Source organism: Pisciglobus halotolerans (genome assembly GCF_900113675.1).
In the GTDB taxonomy this organism is placed as follows: domain Bacteria; phylum Bacillota; class Bacilli; order Lactobacillales; family Carnobacteriaceae; genus Pisciglobus; species Pisciglobus halotolerans.
Genome location: NZ_FOQE01000007.1, coordinates 44,896 through 65,741, shown reverse-complemented (window position 1 = coordinate 65,741; position 20,846 = coordinate 44,896). Strand labels below are relative to the sequence as shown.

Sequence of the window (20,846 nt, the reverse complement as noted above, 5' to 3'; positions counted from 1 at the left end):
GTGTTGAAAATAAAAGGAGGAAACAGTATGAACCAGACCGTATTTACGCATGTAACGATCTACACTGGAAAAGAAGTGATCGAAGATGGATTTGTCCGCTTTGACCAAGAAATAAAAGAAGTCGGCAGCATGGCACAATTCAAGGAAGAAAACGATGAAACCATCCAAGATCTAAAAGGGAAAACACTGGTTCCGGGATTTATTGATGTTCATTCACATGGTGGTTATGGAATAGACGCGATGGATGCAGATCCGGATAAATTGAACGAAATGATTGAGCTCATGTTCCAAGAAGGCATCACCTCTTACTTTCCTACAACAATGACACAATCAGATGAAAATATTGAAAAAGCTTTAACAGCAATAGGGGAAGCAGCAGAAAAAAATCCGGTCATTCAAGGGATCCACTTAGAAGGACCATTTATTTCACCTGTATTTAAAGGTGCTCAACCTGAAAAATATATCACTGCACCAGATGCTGAAAAAATGAAAAAATGGAACGCATTAACAGGCGGACGAATCCGTCTTGTGACTTATGCGCCTGAAACGAGTGATGCTACTGCTTTTGAGCGTTACTGTATGGAAAATAACATTATTTTATCTGCAGGTCATACGAATGCAACACGTGAAGAAATGAAAGAATCGAAAGTAACACACATCACTCACTTATACAATGCACAGCGTGGTTTGCACCATAGAGAACCTGGAGTAACGGGCCATGCCTTTTTAGAACATGATATTTATGCTGAAGTTATTGCAGACGGTTTCCACATCGATCCTGAAATGATCAAAATTGCTTATGAAGTAAAAGGACCTGAACACATTGAATTGATCACAGATTCGATGCGGGCAAAAGGCATGCCAGATGGCGTGAGCGAACTGGGCGGTCAAAAAGTGATCGTAAAAGATAAACAAGCCCGTTTGGAAACAGGCAACTTGGCTGGAAGTGTTCTGGAGTTCCAAGATGCTTTCAAGAATATTCAAAAGTTTACCGGTTGCAGCATGTCAGAAGCAGTCCAAATGAGCTCTGTCAATCAAGCTAAAGAATTTGGCTTGACTAAAAAAGGTGAAATCGTAGTGGGTAAAGATGCAGATATGGTTGTGTTCAACGGACAATTAGAGCTTGAACAAACGATCAGTTACGGAAAAACAGTTTATACAAAATAATAAAAAGGTGGGGTAATAATGGAAGTCATCATTAAAAAGACAAAAGAAGAAGCAAGTCAAAAAGCATTTGAGATCATCAAAGAAGAAATGGAAAATGGAGCTGAAGTTTTAGGTCTGGCAACAGGTAGTACACCGGAAAAACTTTATGATATAATGGTAGCTAGCGATGTAGACTTTTCAAATATGGTATCTGTTAATCTTGATGAATATGTAGGCTTAGCTCCTGAAGACCCACAAAGCTACCACTACTTCATGCAAGAACATTTATTCAATCAAAAACCTTTTAAAGAAACTTATGTACCAGATGGTTTGGCAACTGACGAGGAAGAAGAAACCGCTCGTTATGAAGGCATTTTGAAAGAACATCCTATTGATGTACAAATTTTAGGGGTCGGAACAAATGGTCATATTGGATTCAACGAACCTGGTTCTTCATTTGATTCAGTGACACGTAAAGTGAAATTGGTCCAATCAACGATCGATTCAAATAAACGCTACTTTGAAAAAGAGGAAGATGTACCGAAATACGCTTATTCAATGGGAATCAAGTCCATTATGAGAGCTAAAAAAGTTCTTCTGATGGCTTTTGGAGAAAATAAAGCAGAAGCAGTGAAAGGACTAGTTGGAGGGCCTGTAACAGAGGATCTGCCAGGAAGTGTTTTACAACAGCATCCGGACGCTGTGATTCTACTAGATGAGGATGCTGCATCATTATTATAATAGAGGTGGAAGCATGGCGAAAGGAAAACCTATTTACATCCAAATTCACAATCAAATAAGAGAAATGATCGAACAGGAAAAGTGGAAAGTTGGTGAACGGATCCCTTCCGAAAGAGACCTGGCAAAAACTTTCCAAGTCAGCCGTATGACTTTGAGACAAGCTGTTCAAACATTGGTAGATGAAGGGATTCTGGAAAGAAGAGTAGGTTCCGGGACATATGTCTCTAGCCAGAAAGTCCAAGAAAAGATGACAGGTATCGAAAGCTTTACCGAAACGATCTTATCACAAGGACGCACACCAACGAGCAGGACGATTTCTTATCATGTCAAACCGGCCAGCTCTAGTGAAGCAGAAAGATTGAGACTGAAAGACGAAACGCTGGTTTTAAGAATGGAACGAATCCGTTACGCAGATGGACAGCCCATCTGTTTTGAAGTGGCGACCATTCCTTACCATTTTGTTTCTTCTTTAGGAAAAGAAGAAATCACCGCCTCATTGTATAAAACATTAGAAGAAAAGCAACATTTAAAAGTAGGCAAAGCCGAACAAACCGTAACAGCCATGCTAGCTTCCGAACAGACCGCTGAGTTTTTGGACATCAAACGTGGCGACCCAATCCTTCGTCTCAAACAAATCACCTATTCAACAAAAGACGAACCATTCGAATACGTACGCACACAATACGTAGGCGACCGATTCGAATTCTACCTAGAAAAAGGAAAAAAATAGGATGCGGAGAAACACGGTTAGAAAGCGAAAACTATCGCAATCCTGACGCAAGCAACCCAGCGGAGCGGCTGTGCGGATGTTATAAGTTAGGCGGAAATTTCTGGGGAGTGCAGCTCAACTACAAGGATACGAAGCGAGATTTCAGTCTGTTCATGAAGCAGTCATATAGAGAAATCAAAACAAAAAGGAGTCGGGAGATGATCCCGGCTCCTTTTTGTTTAGAAAATAATAAAATAATAGCAAAATTATTATGAAAAATCTTTTACCCAAGTCATTCCAAGTGCGCCCTCACCTAAATGAGTACCGATAACAGGGCCAAAGTAGCTGATATTGAACGTTACAGATGGAAAGCGAGCTTCCAGTTGTTCGCGCCATTCAACGGCTTTATCTTCTGCGTTAGCATGAATAATCGTTGAAACAATAGGATATCCTTTGTCGACATCTTCTTCAAGCAAAGATTCGATCCGTTTCAACGCTTTTTTACTTGTCCGAATTTTTTCAAAAATCACAATTTGTTTCTGCTCAAAATAAAGGATCGGTTTGATTTTTAATAAAGTACCGATCTGAGCAGCACCGTTGGATAAACGTCCGCCTCTTACCAAGTGTTTTAAATCATCTACAACAAAATAAGCTTGCAATGTTTGCTGCATTTCTTCAAAACGTTCAAAAATATCTTCTACATTAGCTCCATTTTGTGCCATACGTGCAGCTTCTAGCGCAAAATATCCTTGAGCAGAACAACTAATGCCTGAATCATAAGGATAAACCGCAATATCTTCCGTATAGTGAGAAATACTGGACACTGTTTGATAAGTCCCGCTGATTTTGCTGGATAAATGGATACTGATCACTGCGTCATAGTCTTTTGAAAGTTGATGAAATAATGACTCTATTTCGCCTATTGTTGGTTGTGAGCTAGTAGGGAGATCCTTATCGTCACGAATTTGATCAAAGAAATCTGTGCTGTTTATTTCTTCTTCCTCTTTTAATACTTTTCCGTCAATAATGACAGAAAGGGGTAATCGATAAATGTGATGTTCTCTATACTGTTCGTCTGTCAAATAGGCAGTACTGTCTGTTACGATAGCAATAGTCAATTTCTTGCCTCCTATCTATTCTTCCCTCATCATAAAAACAGACAAGGGTGCCATAGTTTAAGATTATACCACATTATGCAAGGATAAAAAGATAAACAAAAATAAAATTAAGCGAGTTTTAAAGGAATCTAGGGTTGGAAACTAGGTGGTCATGTAGAGGAAATCAGCAGAACAATCATCGATAGGTTCTGTATTTTTGTGATAAAAGCCAAGAATGAGCTTGGCTATCGGATAAGCTATATAGAGAGTTGTTTGATCAGCATTTCTTTTGTACACTAAAGAAGTATTCAACTAAACGAAAGATGGTTAGATCAAGAAGAAAAGGTGAGACGATGTTACAGTATTATCGAACGATCCGAAAAGATGGGCAACACGAAACGGAAATAAAAAAATCACGTTTTATTTGTTCTTTAAAAAGAGTAGAAAACGAAGAAGATGCTTTAGCTTTTATTGCAGAGGTAAAAAAAGAGCACAGTAAAGCTAATCACAATTGTTCTGCTTATCTGATCGGAGAACAAGATGGCATTCAACGTGCACATGATGATGGAGAGCCTTCAGGAACAGCTGGCGTGCCAATGTTGGAAGTGCTGAAGAAAAAAGAACTAAAAAATGTAGCTGTTGTAGTCACTCGCTACTTTGGCGGAATAAAGCTAGGTACAGGCGGTTTGATTCGGGCTTATGGAGGAGCTGTCAGCGCTGGATTGGAAGAAGTAGGGTTAGTAGAAGGCAGACGTCAACTTGAAATAACAGCCACTGTTGATTACACTTTTAGCGGCAAATTGGAGAATAACTTAAGAGGGAGATCCTATACGATCAAAGATATTAAATACACAGATAAAGTAGCTTTTAACTGTTTGATAGAGGAAGGAAGAACAGATCGTTTTTATGATGATGTAACGGAATGGACAAATGGACAAGCTGTTTTTGAAACCAATACATGGATTTATGTAGAGACACCCTTCGATAAATAAATATTAAAAAAAATTTACATTTATCAAAACCTCTACCTTCCGTTTTCTTTTCGTGATAAAATGAACGAAGATTTATTGATACAAATGAGAAAATGTTAAGTTTCGATTCATCTTCCGTCCCATGACGCAAAACTAGTTGAAAAGGTGAAAAGCGTGAAAAAGAATAAGCAAGCAGGTCCGGCGCATTCTAGCAGAAGGCGAACAAAAAGAAAAAAATCTAAAAAAGAGAAAATTATTTTGAGTTTCATGATTCCGATCCTTACGGTATTGTTGCTTGTAGCAGTTTATGCTGCAAAGATGTTTGCAACAGCAGAAAATGCCGCTGGAGAATCCTACCATTCTATCGATAGAGGAAAGGAAATAGAAGTAGACCCGTTGAAAGACACGATATCTTTATTGGTCATGGGAGTTGACGATACAGAAAACCGCAATTTGGGTAGTTCGAGGACAGATTCCCTAATTTATTTGACCATTGATCCTAAAAGCCATGAGGTGAATATGGTGAGTATCCCACGTGATACGTATACAGAAATCGTGAAAGATGGTCAAGTGCTTAACTACAACAAAATCAACAGTGCGTATGAGTATGGAGAAGAAAAAACAACGATCGAGACGGTTGAAAATTTACTGGATCTGCCGGTACATTACTATGCAACGTTTAACTTTGATGCATTCCTAGACATTATTGATGCTTTGGGAGGGATTGAAATGGACGTACCCGTTGCCATTTCTGAACAAAACTCAGAGGGCAAGATGCACCAGATCGAGTTGCAAAAAGGCTATCAAACATTGAATGGTGAAGAGGCATTGGCGTTGGCGCGAACAAGAAAAATCGATAATGATGTTAAGCGCGGTGAGAGACAACAAGAGATCATTCAAGCAATCGTTAAGAAAGCTTTAAGTGTAGGATCAGTAACGAAGCTGGCAGATGTGATCGAAGTGATCGGCAGCAATATGCGAACAGATATGCATTTTAATGACATGCTGGGGGTTGCGCAATCTGGATTGACGGGAGCTTATACCTTCCATTCTTATATCTTTGATTGGACAGATTTCAAGAAAAACGGCGCCAGTATGGTTGAACTTTTTCCTGATAGTGTTGAATACATCAGTCATAAATTTAAAGTAGCTTTAGATCTTGAAGAACCTGATGAAAGAGATGCAGAAGATTATCAGTTCCAAACCAATTATCAAACTGAGTACGCTAATCAATATAACTAGGATGCAACATAGCAAAAGGTCCTAAAAATAAAAAATAAACCGTCAAAAAGACATTTTCGTCGACGAAGAAGTAATCGTTCGTCAGCGAAAATGTCTTTTTAAGGGTTCTACAATATTTAACGTTAGTCTGTAAAATATCATTTTTTTTAATGCTAAACTCGTTAGAATCCTATTTCTAGAAATTTCAGTAGCCCATCGACCGTAGGAAATTTCTTTACCAACGTTAAAAGAAGAAGAACCTTTTTAAGTTTAAGTACTGTAACGAATATTTATCTTACCGCTTGCGGTTCAATTTTTTAGCAAAGATCTTCAGTCTTTTTAAAAGCGGCTGACGGTCTGGACCAGTCAAACCAATGATTTCTACAAAAAGTTCTAACCCCAGTAAGAGACCGATCGTCAACAGTAGTGAACCCCAAAATGTAGAAATAGGATAAAGGAGTGCGATAACTGAAAAAATAGCGGCCAAACAATAGATGGCTAGAACAGTTTGACGGTGAGTTAATCCAAAAGACATCAAACGGTGGTGGATATGCAGCTTATCTGCAGTAGCAATCGGCTGTTTATTCATCTTTCGTCGGATGATGGCATATAAGGTATCTGTGATCGGAATGCCCAAGATCACAATTGGAATGATAAAAGTAATCAAAGTGGCATTTTTCAATCCTTGTAAAGAAAGGATGGAGATCATAAAACCGATAAATAAAGCGCCTGTATCACCTAGAAAGATGCTAGCAGGAAAAAAATTATAAGGCATAAAGCCTGCAAGACTTCCTACCAAAACAAAAATCATGATCGGGACAACGATGCTGTCAACCGTCAAAAAGAAATAACCGATCGTTCCCATCGTTAGGAGTGCAATAATCGAAACGCCTGTTGCCAGCCCGTCTAATCCATCGATCAAGTTCACAGCATTGGTAATGGCTAAAATCCAAAAAATCGTTAGTGGCAAGCTAAAGCCGCCGAAATAGATCGGATCAAGATAAGGAAGATTCAACATATCCAGTTTGATTCCGCTGCTGTAGTAAATAATCAGAGAAGCGATCACGACTCCTACAGTTTTCCATTTTGGTGTTAATTCTTTAATATCATCGATGATACCAGTAAGAATGACCACGAGTGAAGCAGCAAACACCGGCCATATTTCTTCATTCGGAATGGGAAGCAAAAAAAAGATCGAAAAAAAGAAAGAGGTGAAAATAGCTAGTCCGCCTAAAGTGGGCACTGGCCGTTTATTGATCCTTCTTTCATTTGGATTGTCTACAGCTTTGACACGCACAGCTAGTTTTTTAATAACTGGCGTCAAAAATAAAGTAAACAAGGCAGCCGCAATACAGGTCAGTAAAACACGAAACATATCATACATTTCTTAATCCATCCTTATAACAGAAAGCAGCTATTTTTAACGACTGCTTTATTTAATATTCTCATTATACAAACTATATAAACGAAATACAATTGCATTAGGTAGATGGATAACGTAAAATATGAAAGAATAGAAGATGAGACGAAAACATTGAAAACGCTGATGAGGAGCTAAACATATGAGAACTGAGCGACGGCAAATGAAAAATAAAAAAAGTAGAAAATTTCTGATTCTCTCATCCATCCTTGTAGTATTATTGGGGATTGGACTTTACATAGGATACGTTTTCTTTTCTGCTAATCACTTTTTTAACCAGATCCAAGGTGATGATCTGCCAAACAAAGGTACTAATGAAACAGATCAAGTGGTCATTGAAAACAAAGAACCTTTTTCGATTTTATTGCTTGGAGTAGATGAAAGGCCAGGAGACAAAGGACGTGCAGATACGATTCTTGTGGCTACGATCAATCCCAATACGAATGATGTAAAATTGTTGTCTATTCCTCGAGATACGTTGATCGAATTGCCTAAATCAGGAGAATTGGATAAAATTAATGCGACATATGCCTATGACGGTATTCCCTATGTCGTTGAAACCGTTGAAGACTACTTAGATATTCCGATCAACTATTATGCTAAAATCAACTTTCAAGGCATGGTCGACCTAGTCAATGCTATTGGCGGGATCACGATTGATTCACCTCTTGATTTTACTGTTCAAGATAGTAATGAACATAGCAATGCTATTCAAGTCAAAAAAGGCGTTCAACATATGGATGGTGAGAAGGCTTTAGGCTATGCCCGTATGCGTAAGCAAGACCCGCGCGGAGACTGGGGAAGACAAGAACGTCAACGGCAAGTGATCGAAGCGATCATCGATGAAATCATATCGATCTCCAGCTTAACAAATTTCAATCGTATCTTTAATGCGATCGCTCCTAATCTGACGACTAACCTTTCTGGAAGAGAAATTTGGATTTTAGGAACGAACTATGCTTCAGCAGCGAACAAAATCACTAGTTTAGTGCTGGAAGGTGAGGAAGACCGGATCTATTTTCCATCTTATGGACAAGAAGTTTATGTTTGGAAACCGAATGAGGACAAAAAAGCAGCCGTTTCAGCAGAATTGCGACGTCACTTAGAACTAGAACCAAATGCGATCGACAGCAGTGAAACAGACAGTATGGAAACAAGCAGTGCAACAAGCGAATAAAATGTTGTTTCAAATATGGAAAAATTTCAGCTCAAAATAGAGAAAAAACCGACAGCGAAAAACGATTGTCGGTTTTTTTGCGTATATTTGCTATAAGAAAAGCAAAAAAAGACAAGGCAAAGGAGCGCACTATGGAAGAACTGATCGGAAGGGAATTACTGCTGGAAGAACTGAAAAACTCGCCGACATCGTTGACAGCGGCTGAAAAAAGACCAGGTTTCACCATAAATGATCAAGCGATAACTTGTAACCGCTGCGGCTCGAATCAAAAAAAGCATCGTGCACGAACAGCTTGTACGTGTGGGGAGAATTGTTTTTACTGCACGAACTGTCTTCAGATGGGAAAAGTAAAAAGCTGCAGTACACTTTATCATTTGCCGGAAACAAACCAGTTCCCTATGATGCCTGAGCCTATTTTAACGTGGACAGGCACCTTGTCAAAACAGCAGCAAGCAGCTTCAGATGATATTGTCGCAACCATCGAAAGAAAGGAGACACGTTTGATATGGGCAGTGACTGGAGCAGGAAAAACAGAAATGTTGTTTCAAGGGATCGCTTTGGCTTTGCAACAGAAAAAAAGATTGTGTATTGCTTCTCCGCGTGTAGATGTTTGTTTGGAATTGGGACCTCGTTTACAAAAAGCTTTTGCAAGTGTGCGGCTGGCTGTACTGCATGGCGCAATGGAAGAAGATTATCGCTATACGCAATTGGTGATTGCTACTACTCACCAGCTTTTGCGATTCAAGGAAGCATTTGATGTATTGATCATTGATGAGGTGGATGCTTTTCCCTTCTATCTTGATCAAACACTGCAGTTTGCAGCAAATAAGGCGAAAAAGAAGACTGCTGCCTTGATTTATTTATCAGCTACACCTAATAAACAATTGCAGGCAGCAGTAGCTAAAAAGCGTTTGTTAGCTACGATTTTGCCGGCTCGTTACCATGGCTTTATCCTGCCGGTCCCTGTCTTGAGATGGATCGGGAATTGGCAGGAAATGATACAAAAGAAACAAAAAGGACAGCTTTATCGTTTGATCTGTCAGCTCTTGAGTAACAAGCGGCGTTTTTTATTGTTTGTTCCAAATATTCATTTAATGCAGCAATTGGAAGTTTGTCTGCAGGAATGGCTGCCTGATCTATCATTCGCCAGCGTTTTTGCTGCAGATGAGAAACGTCGTGAAAAAGTACAAGCGATGCGTGATGAGAAACTAGATTGCCTGCTGACCACTACTATTTTAGAAAGAGGCGTCACTTTTCGCGATATTGATGTACTTGTACTGGGAGCAGAAGATCGAACATTTACAGAAGCTGCGCTCGTACAAATCGCGGGAAGAGCAGGGCGGCACAAAGATTACCCTGAAGGATTGGTTCTTTATTTACATCACGGTCGAACAAAAGAGATGATCCATGCAAGACAGCAAATCCTGTCGATGAATCGATTAGCAAAGAAAAGAGGGTTGATCAAATGACAGCTCATTGTTTGTGGTGCCATAAAGAAATTGGACATACATTGCAACTTCGCGAATTGCTTTTATTAAAACCGATCCAATCGCCGATTTTGTGTCCGGATTGTCTTTCACAGTTACAGCCGCTAGAACAGCAGCCAGTTTGTAAAGGCTGCGGGCGTCTATGGCAAGAAAAAGAACCTTGTCCGGATTGCCAGAGGTGGAAGTTGATGTATCCTTCCTATGCGTTCCACAACGAAGCACTGTTTCAATATACAGGTTTGATAAAAGAAATGATCGAAGCGTATAAATTTAAAGGGGACTATCGGCTGAATCTGATTTTTGCAGAGCCTCTCCAACAGTTGTTGAAAAGAAAGGAAGTTGCTGCAAAAGGGGTTGTCCCTGTACCGGTTAGCCAACGAAGCCTTGCGACTAGAGGTTTTAATCAAGTCACTGGATTGCTAGATGCAGCAAGACAACCTTACCTAGATATCATGGTCAATACATCTATGGGAGAAAAGCAATCTAAAAAAGATCGAAAACAAAGAATGGAAACGCGTCAGCCTTTCCAAATAAAAGAAGCAGAAAAAGAATTCATCGAAGGCAAAGACATTCTTTTAGTTGATGATGTTTATACAACTGGCCGTACGTTGTTTCATGGTGCGGACTGTTTATTAAAGAATGGCGCTCGTTCTGTAGAGACCATCACATTAGCTCGTTAACAGCAAAAATAAAAAGGGAAAAGATGTAGCTTTTGTTTGCCAATTAAAGCGCTATCTCCTATAATTAAGATAAGCAACACAACAAGTGCATCAAATGAGTGGTCCATTTGATGTCTTGTGATCTGATCCAACATTTAACCTGTTTAAATGCAGGAAAACAACAAGGTCCTGCTTGCAAAGGGGAACTTTTCTTGTATTTAGACAGAAATAAAGGCAGTCAGATGGAAGGAGAGAGTATTTATGATTAGATACAATGTTCGTGGAGAAAATATTGAGGTCACTGCAGCTATCCGCAGTTATGTAGAGAAAAAAGTGGGCAAGATCGAAAAGTACTTTAATGATGTACCCGAAGCTTCTGCTCACGTCAATTTAAAAACATATTCGGATAAGACTGCAAAAGTGGAAGTGACAATCCCACTACCTTATATTGTCTTACGTGCGGAAGAAACCTCGCCTGATTTATATGGCAGTATCGATTTGGTTTCAGACAAACTAGAACGACAAATGCGTAAATATAAAACAAAAGTAAACCGCAATTCCCGTAACCGGGTTGAAGCTGTGGATCCGCTTGGCGGAACTGAATTTGAACATGCAGACGCAGAAGATGTTGAAGAAGAAACACCAATCGTGCGTACAAAACGTCTATCTTTAAAACCGATGAACAGCGAAGAAGCAGTGTTGCAAATGGATATGCTTGGACACAACTTCTTTATCTTTGAAGATGCTGATACTAACGGTACGAGCATCGTTTATCGCCGTAAAGATGGCAAATATGGCTTGATCGAAACAGAATAACAATGGGAACGAATAGGGGCTGGAATAAAGTCCTCTAAAAATAAATGTGCTTCCGTCTATGGATACTTCTTCATAGGCGGAAGCTTTTTTTGTCTGTGCAGTTTTTTCAATGAGTGAATACCTGTGTAATGACAATTCAACTAGATCTGCTCTCTTACATCAGTAGAAGCTTTTACAAATGCAGGAAACGATGCTGCATGTGGATCAGCTTATTGAGGATATCCATCATGCGTTTTTAAAAATGAAGAAGCAGCCATTCTTCTTTTCTCGAAGGGGCGATGCAGAGCTCTAAGAAGAGCAGTACAGCGAGCTTCTTTTTAAAGGAATCTTTAAGAAACGAAAAGCGGCTTTTTCTTGAAAAAAGGTTTAATTTGTACGCAACTAGTGTTAAAATTATTAAGGATATAGGCTTTTTTTATTAGGGATTAACGACTATGAAGGTCAGAATTGGACAAATAGCAAATTATGGATAGCGTGAATGACCAATACAGAGGAGAAAGATTGAATGGCAAATTTATTACGCAAAATTTTTGATACAGATAAAAAAGAATTGAAAATATTAGAAAAAGAAGCAGATAAAGTCGAAGCTTATGCAGAAGAAATGGCCGCTTTATCAGATGAAGCATTGCAAGCAAAGACCCCTGAATTTAAGGAACGGTTTCAGAGTGGCGAATCATTAGATGAATTGCTTCCAGAAGCTTTTGCGACAGTCCGCGAAGCTGCAAAACGTGTTTTGGGACTTTATCCTTTCCGCGTACAGCTGATGGGCGGCGTCACGTTGCATCGTGGGAACATCGCTGAAATGAAGACAGGTGAAGGGAAAACGTTGACTGCGACGATGCCTGTATATTTGAATGCATTGAGCGGTGAAGGTGTGCACGTTGTTACCGTCAATGAATACCTGTCTAGTCGGGATGCTGTTGAAATGGGCGAATTGTATAATTGGCTTGGCTTAACAGTTGGTTTGAACTTGAATAGTAAGACAGCAGAAGAAAAACGCGAAGCTTATTTAGCAGATATCACTTACTCAACCAATAATGAATTGGGATTTGATTATTTGCGGGATAACATGGTCGTTTACAAAGAACAAATGGTCCAACGTCCGTTAAATTTTGCTGTTGTCGATGAAGTAGACTCCATCTTGATCGATGAAGCGAGAACACCGTTGATCATTTCAGGACAAACCCAACAGTCGAATATGTTCTATACACGTGCAGATTTCTTTACAAAAGGCTTAAAAGAAGAAGATGATTATACGATCGATGTTTCTTCTAAAACCATCTCCTTGACAGAACAAGGGATCGAAAAGGCAGAGAAAACGTTTCGTGTTGAAAACCTGTATAACGTAGAAAATCAAGAGTTGATCCACTATATCGACCAAGCATTGCGCGCCAACTACATTATGCTCAAAGATATTGATTATGTGGTTCAAGACGGAAAAGTCATGATCGTAGACCAATTTACTGGTCGGATCATGGAAGGCCGTCGCTACTCAGACGGCTTACACCAAGCGATTGAAGCAAAAGAAGGCGTAGAGATCCAAAAAGAGTCTAAAACAATGGCGAATATTACATTCCAGAACTATTTCCGGATGTATAAAAAATTGTCGGGGATGACGGGTACAGCCAAAACGGAAGAAGAAGAATTCCGTGAGATCTATAATATGAACGTCATTGCTATCCCAACGAATAGACCACTGGTTCGTGATGACCGTGCAGATCTACTTTATCCATCACTGATCAGCAAGTTTCAAAATGTAGTGGAAGATATCAAAGCACGTCATGCAAAAGGACAACCAGTCTTAGTAGGGACTGTTGCAGTTGAAACATCTGAATTGATCTCAAAAATGTTAGATCAAGCCAAAGTTCCGCATGAAGTATTGAACGCTAAAAACCACTTCAAAGAAGCAGAAATCATTGTGAATGCTGGTCAAAAAGGTGCTGTAACGATTGCGACGAACATGGCTGGACGGGGAACAGATATCAAATTGGGGCCTGATGTACGTGAGCTAGGCGGTTTAGCGGTTATTGGAACGGAACGTCATGAATCACGAAGAATCGATAACCAATTACGTGGACGTTCTGGACGTCAAGGTGATCCTGGTGTTTCTCAATTTTATCTTTCATTGGAAGATGACTTAATGAGACGATTCGGCTCTGAAAAGATCAAAGCTGTTTTGCAACAACTAAAAGTTGAAGAAGAAGATGCCGTCATTCAAAGTAAAATGATTTCGCGTCAAGTTGAGTCCGCACAAAAACGGGTAGAAGGAAACAACTATGATACCCGTAAAAACGTTTTGAAATATGATGATGTCATGCGCGAACAGCGTGAAGTGGTGTACAAGCAGCGTCTAGAAGTGATCATGGAAAAAGAATCTTTGAAAAAAGTAACCGTACCGATGATCAGACGGACGATCAATCGCATTGTTCAAGCCAACACGCAAGGTCCAGTTGAAGAATGGCATTTGCAAAATATCGTTGATTTTGCTGGTGCTTCGCTTGTGCATCGTGATGAAGTCACCTTAGAGGACCTTAAAGGTAAGTCAGCAGAAGAAATCGAACAATTCTTGCTAGATTTAGCAAAACGTGTATATGCTGAAAAAGAAGAACAGTTAAACGGCGCAGAACAAGTTTTGGAATTTGAAAAAGTTGTTGTTTTAAGAGTAGTGGATAATAAATGGACGGACCACATCGATACGATGGACCATCTTCGCCAAGGTATCGGCTTACGGGCATATGGACAATCCAATCCATTGGTCGAATATCAAACAGAAGCATTCAATTTATTTGAAGAAATGATTGCTGCTATCGATTACGATGTCACTCGTTTGTTGATGAAAGCTCAAATCCGCCAAAATCTGCAGCGTGAAACAGTTTCTGGCAGTGCGGCACAACAAGCGAAAACTGCTGACACAGGCGGCGATCCTAAGAAAACGGCAAAGCCGAATAAAAAGCCTGTGCATGTAGATGGAAGCAAAGTCGGTCGGAATGACCCTTGTCCATGCGGCAGTGGAAAAAAGTATAAAAACTGTCACGGAAAATAAAAATGGAAAAGTTCAGGACACTTTACTGAAAACAGATCCATAAGCCTTTGCTAAAAAGGAGCTGAGAGTAATTTTCAGCTCCTTTTAAAAAGTAAAGAAGTGAGTAGGCGTTCTTCTGAACATGGAAAAAACATTTTTTGAGGATCCAATGCTAAAAATGATGGTTCTACAATATTTAACGTTGGTCAGTAAATCATCAATTTTTTTAATGCTAAACCCGTTAGAATCCTATTTTTTTACCAACTTTAAAAGAGGAAGAACCAAAATGATCGAGTTAGCATGAGGGAAAAGCAAACCAATAAAGAATAAGCTTTATTCAAGGAGGAAATAAATATGGATCAAAGCGAAGTAAGACATATTTTAGAAAAATCAGAAAAGAAGATAAACAACTTTAGGGGGTCTCTTTGACTTAGAAGGCATGGAGCAAGACATTGCGGAATATGATGAACGGATGGCTCAGCCTGGTTTTTGGGATGATTCAACTCAAGCGCAAGCCATTATCAATCAATCAAATGAGTTGAAAGAAAAATTTCAGCAGTTTCATCAATTGACGGATAAAAAAGAAGAGATCGAAGTCTTGCTAGATATGCTCAAAGAAGAAGCTGATGCAGGATTAGAAGCAGAATTGGAAGAAATGACTATTGCTTTTGAACAAGAGTTGAATGCATTCGAATTGCAATTGTTGTTAAGTGATCCATATGACAAAAATAATGCTATTATGGAGCTTCATCCTGGTGCTGGCGGAACAGAATCGCAAGACTGGGGCAGCATGCTGCTCAGAATGTATGTACGCTGGGCCGAGCGGAAAGGATTTAAAGTAGAAACGATTGATTATCAAGCTGGAGATGAAGCAGGAATCAAAAGTGTGACGCTGCTGGTTTCTGGAACGAATGCTTATGGGTATTTGAAAGCGGAAAAAGGGGTCCATCGATTGGTAAGGATATCGCCTTTTGATTCTGCAGGCAGAAGACATACTTCTTTTGCTTCAGTCGATGTCATTCCGGAAGTAGAAGATAATGTGGATGTTCAAATCGATTCAGATGATTTGAAAATCGACACTTATCGCGCAAGCGGTGCTGGCGGTCAGCACATCAACAAAACAGAATCAGCGGTGCGGATCACTCATATTCCAACTGGATTGGTTGCTGCTAGTCAGGCACAACGTTCACAGCTGCAAAATAGAGAACAAGCCATGAATATGCTAAAAGCCAAACTTTATCAACGTGAAGTAGAAGAAAAAGAAAAAGAAATGGCTGCTCTTCGCGGAGAACAAAAAGAAATCGGCTGGGGTTCACAGATCCGTTCTTATGTCTTCCATCCGTATTCAATGGTAAAAGATCATCGAACAAATGTTGAAACAGGAAATGTAGATGGCGTAATGGACGGTGAATTAGATCCATTTATCCATGCTTATTTAGCAAAAATGATCGAAAAAACAGACGAAATATAAAATTGTCAAACTTCTGTCAAAATTAAAATCTTGGCAGAAGCTTTTTTTGTTATTTCTGTAATATTTAAATAGATCTTTTTCCCATTTTTGATCATTTATATCCTCGAAAATGGTTGCTAGAGAAGATAGAAAACGGATCAAAATGCCTGAAAGTGGGCAAATAGAGGGGGTTGCTCAAAAATAAGACGTTTCTTACAGGTTAGTGTTATAATGAAATATAATTGTAAAGGAATTAAAACAGACAATATTCTGGAGAATGCTATAATGATTAACTGTTGGGTCAGCCGAAAACGGCTTTTCTCAATTACTTGAGCAAGAGAAAACTAACATTTAGATAGGTGATAAAATGATCGAGATGCTCAATGTCTCAAAAAAATATTCAAATGGTATCACAGCTGTGAATGATTTGTCTGTTCGTATCGAGCAAGGTGAATTTATTTATGTTGTAGGACCAAGTGGTGCAGGTAAATCAACGTTTATTAAAATGATTTATCGTGAAGAGCTTCCAACAAAAGGAACCATCAAAGTTGGCGATTTTGATTTAATGAAAATGAAAAACAAAAATATTCCTTTTTTAAGAAGACAAGTTGGCGTTGTTTTCCAAGATTTCAAGTTACTACCCCGGTTAACCGTTTATGAAAATATTGCATATGCTATGGAAGTAATTGAAAAGAACCCTAAAGCGATTAATAAACGAGTATTAGAAGTTCTTGACCTAGTGAATTTAAAACACAAAATTCGGATGTTTCCAAATGAACTATCTGGTGGGGAACAGCAACGGATCGCGATTGCTAGAGCAATTGCAAACACACCGCGTGTATTGATCGCTGATGAACCGACAGGAAACTTAGACCCAGATACAACTTGGGAAATCATGAATATCCTAGAAGAAATCAATAATCAAGGTACAACGGTTATCATGGCAACACATAACAGCGTAATCGTAAATAAAGTTAGACACCGTGTCCTCGCTATAGAAAATGGTCGTATTGTCCGTGACCAACAGGAAGGAGAATACGGTTATGAAGCTTAGAACAATTGGAAGACACATCAAAGAATCTTTTAAGAGTCTTTTTCGTAATGGTTGGATGTCTGTGGCAGCTGTCAGTGCGGTAGCCGTTACGCTGCTTTTAGTCGGAAGTTTCATTGCAATGTTGATGAACGTGAATAAATTAGCTTCAGACGTAGAAAATGATGTCAGTGTGCGAGTCTATATCGACTTGGCAGCATCAGAAGATGAACAAAAACAACTAGGCGAACAATTGGAGAAACTGGATAAAGTTGATTCTGTTGAGTATCGAACACGTGAACAAGAACTAAAACAAGTTGTAGGAACGTATGGAGATGAGTTCAACTTATTTAAAGGTGACGATAATCCATTGCATAACGTTTATATCGTGAATACAACTCAACCAGAGTTTACGAAGAAAGTCGCTGCAGAAGCAGAAAAAATGGAATTTGTTTCCCAAGCAAACTATGGTGGAGCAGAAGCAGATGCTTTATTTGACACCATGAAAACAGTACGGAACGTTGGTGGAATCATCATCATTACTTTGATTCTGACAGCTGTCTTCTTGATTTCAAATACGATCCGGATCACGATCTTCTCACGCCGGACAGAAATTGAAATCATGAAATTGGTAGGTGCGACAAACTGGTTTATCCGTTGGCCTTTCGTTATTGAAGGTGCATTGATCGGTTTGATCGGAGCAGCGATACCTGTTGCTATTTTAAGTATCGTGTACGTTTATGGATTTGATGCCATTTCAAATTATTTTGTTGGAACTTACTTCTCCTTGTTAACACCATCCCCATTCTTGTATCAATTGGGCGGATTGATGTTAGGCATCGGAGTTGTGATCGGAGCAATTGGTTCATTGCTTTCAATCAGACGTTTCTTGAAAATTTAAATTTAAAACAATTAAAAACAATTGAAAACAGTAGGAAATTTGGAGGAAAGACAAGTTGAAAAAGAAAATGATCGGAGCAGCTGTTTTAGCAGCTCTTAGCATTACTACTTTCGTGACACCTGTAGCAGCATCTACAGAGGATGACATTCAAGCGACAAACCAAAAACTGACTGAATTGACAAGTAAAGAAAGTTCAGCAAAAGCTGAATTGACAGAAGTCACTGCTCAAATGGCTGAGCAAGAAGGTAAAGCGAACGATTTAGCAGAACAAATGACAAAGACACAGCAAAAACTAGCTGATTTACAAGCACAAATCAAATCGTTGAAAGAGGCCATTGCTAAACGTGAAAATAAATTAGCGGAGCAAGCACGTTCTGTTCAAACAGATGGCAATAACGATAACTATGTAGCTTTCTTAATGGATTCAGAGAATTTTTCTGATGCGATCGGACGTATCGATGTGGTTTCTGAATTGGTAAAAGCCAATAAGGAATTAATCGATGAACAAGCTGAAGATCAAAAAACATTATCAGCTGTTGAAGAAGAAACCAAATCAAAATTAGCAGAACAAGATTTGCTAGCAGCAAAATTAGAAGCGGCTAAGACAGATTTGGAACAAAAGAAAATAGAAAAAGAAGCAGTAGTTGCTTCACTTGCAGCTGAAAAAGCTGATGTACAAGCAGATAAAGATCATTATTTAGCTGTTAAGGCTGAAGCAGACGAAGAATCTGCACGTTTAGCAGAAGCGAAGCAAACGGCAGCAGTATCATCAAATGATGAAACGACGAACAGCACTGAAAATAAAACAGATGCAAAAACCACTGCAGCAGATAAAAAATTGAAAACTGCAAAAGAAACAGCAACGGTCGAAGCAGAAAGCACAAGCACGGCTTCAGGAAACGCTTCTTGGTCTACGATCAAGAGCACTGCTTTCTCCCTTCAAGGAATTCCTTATCATTTTGGTGGGACGACAACGGCTGGATTTGACTGCTCTGGATTTACAAGCTATGTTTTTGCTAAGGCTGGCATACAATTGACGCGCACAGCTAGTGCACAGTATGCGTCAGCAACTAAGGTTTCTCAATCAGCAGCTAAACCTGGGGACCTCGTCTTCTTTAATCAAACAGGTTCGATCGACCATGTAGGAATCTATCTTGGCAATAACAAGTTTATCGGATCTCAATCTTCTTCCGGTGTTTCTGTTAAAGAAATCAACCAATATTATTGGGGCAAATACCTCGTTGGTTTTGGTCGTGTCAATTAATGTCTTCTTTATTTTAGTTTTATCCATTTCCTAAAAATTGTTTACTCCAAGTATCGTATCAGCGATGCTTGGAGTTTTTTTTTACCATAAAAATGAATGGGAAAGCAGTAATTTGGTTCTACAATATTTAACGTTAGTCAGTAAAAAATCAGTTTTTTTGATGCTAAACTCGTTAGAATCTCGCAAGCATTGAGACGCAATTTTCGGCTCAATGTGTTCGCAAGGCTTTCCATCAGTAGTCCCAGAAATTTCTTTATCAACATTAGAAGATGAAGAACTAGCAATTTAAAGAGTAATTTAAACATTTATCAACGTTCTCATTTCGTTGATAACATACCATTCTCTCTTTCGTCTTCTTTTAGCTGAAAGGAGCAGAAAGAATGACCCTTCCTTATTATTCAGTCTTCATTTAGAGAATAATGAACAAATTTTACAGAGGATTTCTGAGAATATCGTGCTTATTTTATGGGAGTTTGCTAAAATGAACCATAGGAATGTAAAGAAAGTAGGTGGAGAAATGGTTGCAAATATTTTAACTGCGCTTGCAGTATTTTTTGTTCAACCAAGTTTTTTAGTTGGCCTGGCATTGGCTTTTATGATCAGTGCGCAAAGGAAAAAAAGAGAAAGAAGTTATTTTCACGTAGCCATTGATAAACGTTCATATGAAGTGAAAACATACTTAGTGGATGGTCTGTTGATCGGACTGCTTTGTTCTGTGTTGATAGTAGCTGTTGGGATCCCTGTAACAATTGATTGGATTATTCTTTATCAATTGATCGCATTGTTGATGTTGCTATTTGGCTTTCGTTTCATTCATCCCTTGTTTACTTTTAGCGCAGCTGTCTTAGTTTTAGTAGGAATAAGAGAATTTATCGCTCCTGAAAATGCTGCCTTCTTATCTAATCCTTTGTATGAGCCTTTTTCTCAGTTAAAATGGGTCCATTCTTCCTTTGGTTTGAATGTTTTGATCATGTCGCTACTCGTTTTAGCTGGAACATTGATTTATTTTAAAAAGAAAACGTTTCTTCATTTATCACCAATACTATCAAAAACAAAAAGAGGTAAGAAAACAGCTAGTTACCGAATCACACCTTTTTTTGTCATTCCCTTAGTATTGATCGTACCTGGAAGTACTTTTACAGCTTTTTTTGACTGGTGGCCTGTTTTTTCTATCGGTAACCAGCAATATGCGTTCTTTATTTTGCCTGTCTTATTCGGATTTCGTTTAGTTATCCGTGGGCAAGTCGTGTCAGAAGCCATACGTAAAACCATGAATGAATTGATGATCGTCGGAATACTAGGTCTGCTTTGTGCAGCAGGTTCTTACTGGTTTGCGCCCGCTTCATTAATTGGAAGTTTATTGCTCATCTTAAGTGGAGGGGCCGTTCTTTTTCGGCATTACAGACGCGAAAAGAAAGCGGGTTATTTATATGGATTTTCAAATGACGGCTTGAAGATTATTGGAATCAAACTCGATACACCAGCGCAAAAAATGGAATTGAAGTTAGGCGAAACACTGGTGGCGTGCAACGATCTGCCTCTCAGAACAATAGAAGATTTTTATGCTGCATTGGCTACAAATAGTGTTTATTGCCATTTAAAAGTAAGAGGAACAGATGGGGAATTGCGTTTGACAGAGTCTGCTCTTTATGATGATGATCCATATGGAATCGGATTAGTCTTTTTACCTGATCAAGAATAAAAAATGATGAAACAACAGTTGATGGAGGTAGGA

General features: G+C 39.0%; 17 protein-coding genes. 15 read left to right on the top strand and 2 right to left on the bottom strand.

Features of this window, described 5'->3' with window-relative positions:
• Positions 1-27: 27 nt before the first annotated feature.
• The 3 genes from nagA to BM057_RS04010 are packed head-to-tail and all read left to right on the top strand — an operon-like array spanning position 28 to position 2,617.
• A complete protein-coding gene (nagA, locus tag BM057_RS11640) occupies positions 28-1,167 on the top strand; it encodes an N-acetylglucosamine-6-phosphate deacetylase (protein ID WP_047390743.1) in 1,140 nt (379 codons plus the stop codon).
• Positions 1,168-1,185: 18 nt separating this feature from the next.
• Entirely contained in the window at positions 1,186-1,887 is a 702-nt protein-coding gene (nagB, locus tag BM057_RS11635) for a glucosamine-6-phosphate deaminase (RefSeq protein WP_177186168.1), read from the top strand.
• 13 nt (positions 1,888-1,900) lie between these two features.
• Positions 1,901-2,617 carry a GntR family transcriptional regulator gene (locus tag BM057_RS04010; protein WP_092091641.1) on the top strand — a complete coding sequence of 239 codons (717 nt, stop codon included), beginning with the start codon at positions 1,901-1,903 and terminating at the stop codon, positions 2,615-2,617.
• Positions 2,618-2,865: 248 nt separating this feature from the next.
• Here the strand turns inward: BM057_RS04010 and BM057_RS04005 are convergent, their stop codons facing one another.
• Entirely contained in the window at positions 2,866-3,714 is an 849-nt protein-coding gene (locus tag BM057_RS04005) for a DegV family protein (RefSeq protein ID WP_047390737.1), read from the bottom strand.
• A gap of 332 nt (positions 3,715-4,046) precedes the next feature.
• Here BM057_RS04005 and BM057_RS04000 point away from each other — a divergent pair, with 332 nt between their 5' ends.
• Together BM057_RS04000 and BM057_RS03995 are read left to right on the top strand one after the other, a co-directional pair.
• The gene (locus tag BM057_RS04000; protein WP_092091640.1) at positions 4,047-4,685 is read left to right on the top strand and encodes a YigZ family protein; all 639 of its coding nucleotides are present in this window, start codon (positions 4,047-4,049) and stop codon (positions 4,683-4,685) included.
• Between the two features lie 153 nt (positions 4,686-4,838).
• Positions 4,839-5,906: an LCP family protein gene (locus BM057_RS03995; protein ID WP_047390735.1), complete on the top strand. Its 1,068-nt coding sequence runs from the start codon at positions 4,839-4,841 to the stop codon at positions 5,904-5,906.
• A gap of 274 nt (positions 5,907-6,180) precedes the next feature.
• On the opposite strand, the gene BM057_RS03990 is transcribed toward BM057_RS03995, so the two are convergent.
• The gene (locus BM057_RS03990) at positions 6,181-7,260 is read right to left on the bottom strand and encodes a glycosyltransferase family 4 protein (RefSeq protein WP_047390821.1); all 1,080 of its coding nucleotides are present in this window, start codon (positions 7,258-7,260) and stop codon (positions 6,181-6,183) included.
• A 187-nt stretch (positions 7,261-7,447) separates the two neighbouring features.
• Here BM057_RS03990 and BM057_RS03985 point away from each other — a divergent pair, with 187 nt between their 5' ends.
• The 10 genes from BM057_RS03985 to BM057_RS03940 all read left to right on the top strand — a co-directional run bounded on the left by BM057_RS03985 (position 7,448) and on the right by BM057_RS03940 (position 20,813).
• Complete coding sequence (locus tag BM057_RS03985) at positions 7,448-8,482, top strand: LCP family glycopolymer transferase (RefSeq protein WP_092091637.1); 1,035 nt, start codon at positions 7,448-7,450, stop codon at positions 8,480-8,482.
• A gap of 131 nt (positions 8,483-8,613) precedes the next feature.
• Complete coding sequence (locus BM057_RS03980) at positions 8,614-9,951, top strand: ATP-dependent helicase ComFA (RefSeq protein ID WP_092091635.1); 1,338 nt, start codon at positions 8,614-8,616, stop codon at positions 9,949-9,951.
• Positions 9,948-10,649, top strand: coding sequence for a ComF family protein (locus BM057_RS03975; RefSeq protein WP_047390732.1), 702 nt, complete (start codon positions 9,948-9,950; stop codon positions 10,647-10,649). Before BM057_RS03980 ends, BM057_RS03975 begins: the two co-directional genes overlap by 4 nt.
• Positions 10,650-10,889: 240 nt before the next feature.
• Entirely contained in the window at positions 10,890-11,444 is a 555-nt protein-coding gene (gene hpf / locus BM057_RS03970; protein WP_092091633.1) for a ribosome hibernation-promoting factor, HPF/YfiA family, read from the top strand.
• Between the two features lie 505 nt (positions 11,445-11,949).
• Positions 11,950-14,487: a preprotein translocase subunit SecA gene (gene secA / locus BM057_RS03965; protein WP_092091631.1), complete on the top strand. Its 2,538-nt coding sequence runs from the start codon at positions 11,950-11,952 to the stop codon at positions 14,485-14,487.
• A gap of 333 nt (positions 14,488-14,820) precedes the next feature.
• Positions 14,821-15,937, top strand: a protein-coding gene (prfB, locus tag BM057_RS03960; RefSeq protein WP_143074469.1) for a peptide chain release factor 2 whose coding sequence is annotated in 2 segments (ribosomal slippage) — positions 14,821-14,892 and positions 14,894-15,937 — 1,116 coding nt in all. Because the reading frame shifts where the segments join, the coding sequence is not laid out codon by codon here.
• A gap of 346 nt (positions 15,938-16,283) precedes the next feature.
• Positions 16,284-16,970 carry a cell division ATP-binding protein FtsE gene (gene ftsE, locus BM057_RS03955; protein ID WP_047390728.1) on the top strand — a complete coding sequence of 229 codons (687 nt, stop codon included), beginning with the start codon at positions 16,284-16,286 and terminating at the stop codon, positions 16,968-16,970.
• A complete protein-coding gene (ftsX, locus tag BM057_RS03950) occupies positions 16,960-17,847 on the top strand; it encodes a permease-like cell division protein FtsX (protein ID WP_092091627.1) in 888 nt (295 codons plus the stop codon). The genes ftsE and ftsX overlap by 11 nt, the downstream gene beginning before the upstream one ends.
• Before the next feature lie 55 nt (positions 17,848-17,902).
• Positions 17,903-19,111, top strand: coding sequence for a C40 family peptidase (locus BM057_RS03945; protein WP_092091621.1), 1,209 nt, complete (start codon positions 17,903-17,905; stop codon positions 19,109-19,111).
• A gap of 481 nt (positions 19,112-19,592) precedes the next feature.
• Positions 19,593-20,813, top strand: coding sequence for a PDZ domain-containing protein (locus tag BM057_RS03940; protein WP_092091619.1), 1,221 nt, complete (start codon positions 19,593-19,595; stop codon positions 20,811-20,813).
• Positions 20,814-20,846 lie beyond the last annotated feature (33 nt).

Excerpts from the sequence above, each read along its gene's own strand:
- nagA (WP_047390743.1), top strand. The coding sequence starts at position 28 with ATGAACCAGACCGTATTTACGCATGTAACGATCTACACTGGAAAAGAA.
- nagB (WP_177186168.1), top strand. The coding sequence starts at position 1,186 with ATGGAAGTCATCATTAAAAAGACAAAAGAAGAAGCAAGTCAAAAAGCA.
- BM057_RS04010 (WP_092091641.1), top strand. The coding sequence starts at position 1,901 with ATGGCGAAAGGAAAACCTATTTACATCCAAATTCACAATCAAATAAGA.
- BM057_RS04000 (WP_092091640.1), top strand. The coding sequence starts at position 4,047 with ATGTTACAGTATTATCGAACGATCCGAAAAGATGGGCAACACGAAACG.
- BM057_RS03990 (WP_047390821.1), bottom strand. The coding sequence starts at position 7,260 with ATGTTTCGTGTTTTACTGACCTGTATTGCGGCTGCCTTGTTTACTTTA.
- BM057_RS03985 (WP_092091637.1), top strand. The coding sequence starts at position 7,448 with ATGAGAACTGAGCGACGGCAAATGAAAAATAAAAAAAGTAGAAAATTT.
- BM057_RS03980 (WP_092091635.1), top strand. The coding sequence starts at position 8,614 with ATGGAAGAACTGATCGGAAGGGAATTACTGCTGGAAGAACTGAAAAAC.
- BM057_RS03975 (WP_047390732.1), top strand. The coding sequence starts at position 9,948 with ATGACAGCTCATTGTTTGTGGTGCCATAAAGAAATTGGACATACATTG.
- hpf (WP_092091633.1), top strand. The coding sequence starts at position 10,890 with ATGATTAGATACAATGTTCGTGGAGAAAATATTGAGGTCACTGCAGCT.
- secA (WP_092091631.1), top strand. The coding sequence starts at position 11,950 with ATGGCAAATTTATTACGCAAAATTTTTGATACAGATAAAAAAGAATTG.
- ftsE (WP_047390728.1), top strand. The coding sequence starts at position 16,284 with ATGATCGAGATGCTCAATGTCTCAAAAAAATATTCAAATGGTATCACA.
- ftsX (WP_092091627.1), top strand. The coding sequence starts at position 16,960 with ATGAAGCTTAGAACAATTGGAAGACACATCAAAGAATCTTTTAAGAGT.
- BM057_RS03940 (WP_092091619.1), top strand. The coding sequence starts at position 19,593 with ATGAACCATAGGAATGTAAAGAAAGTAGGTGGAGAAATGGTTGCAAAT.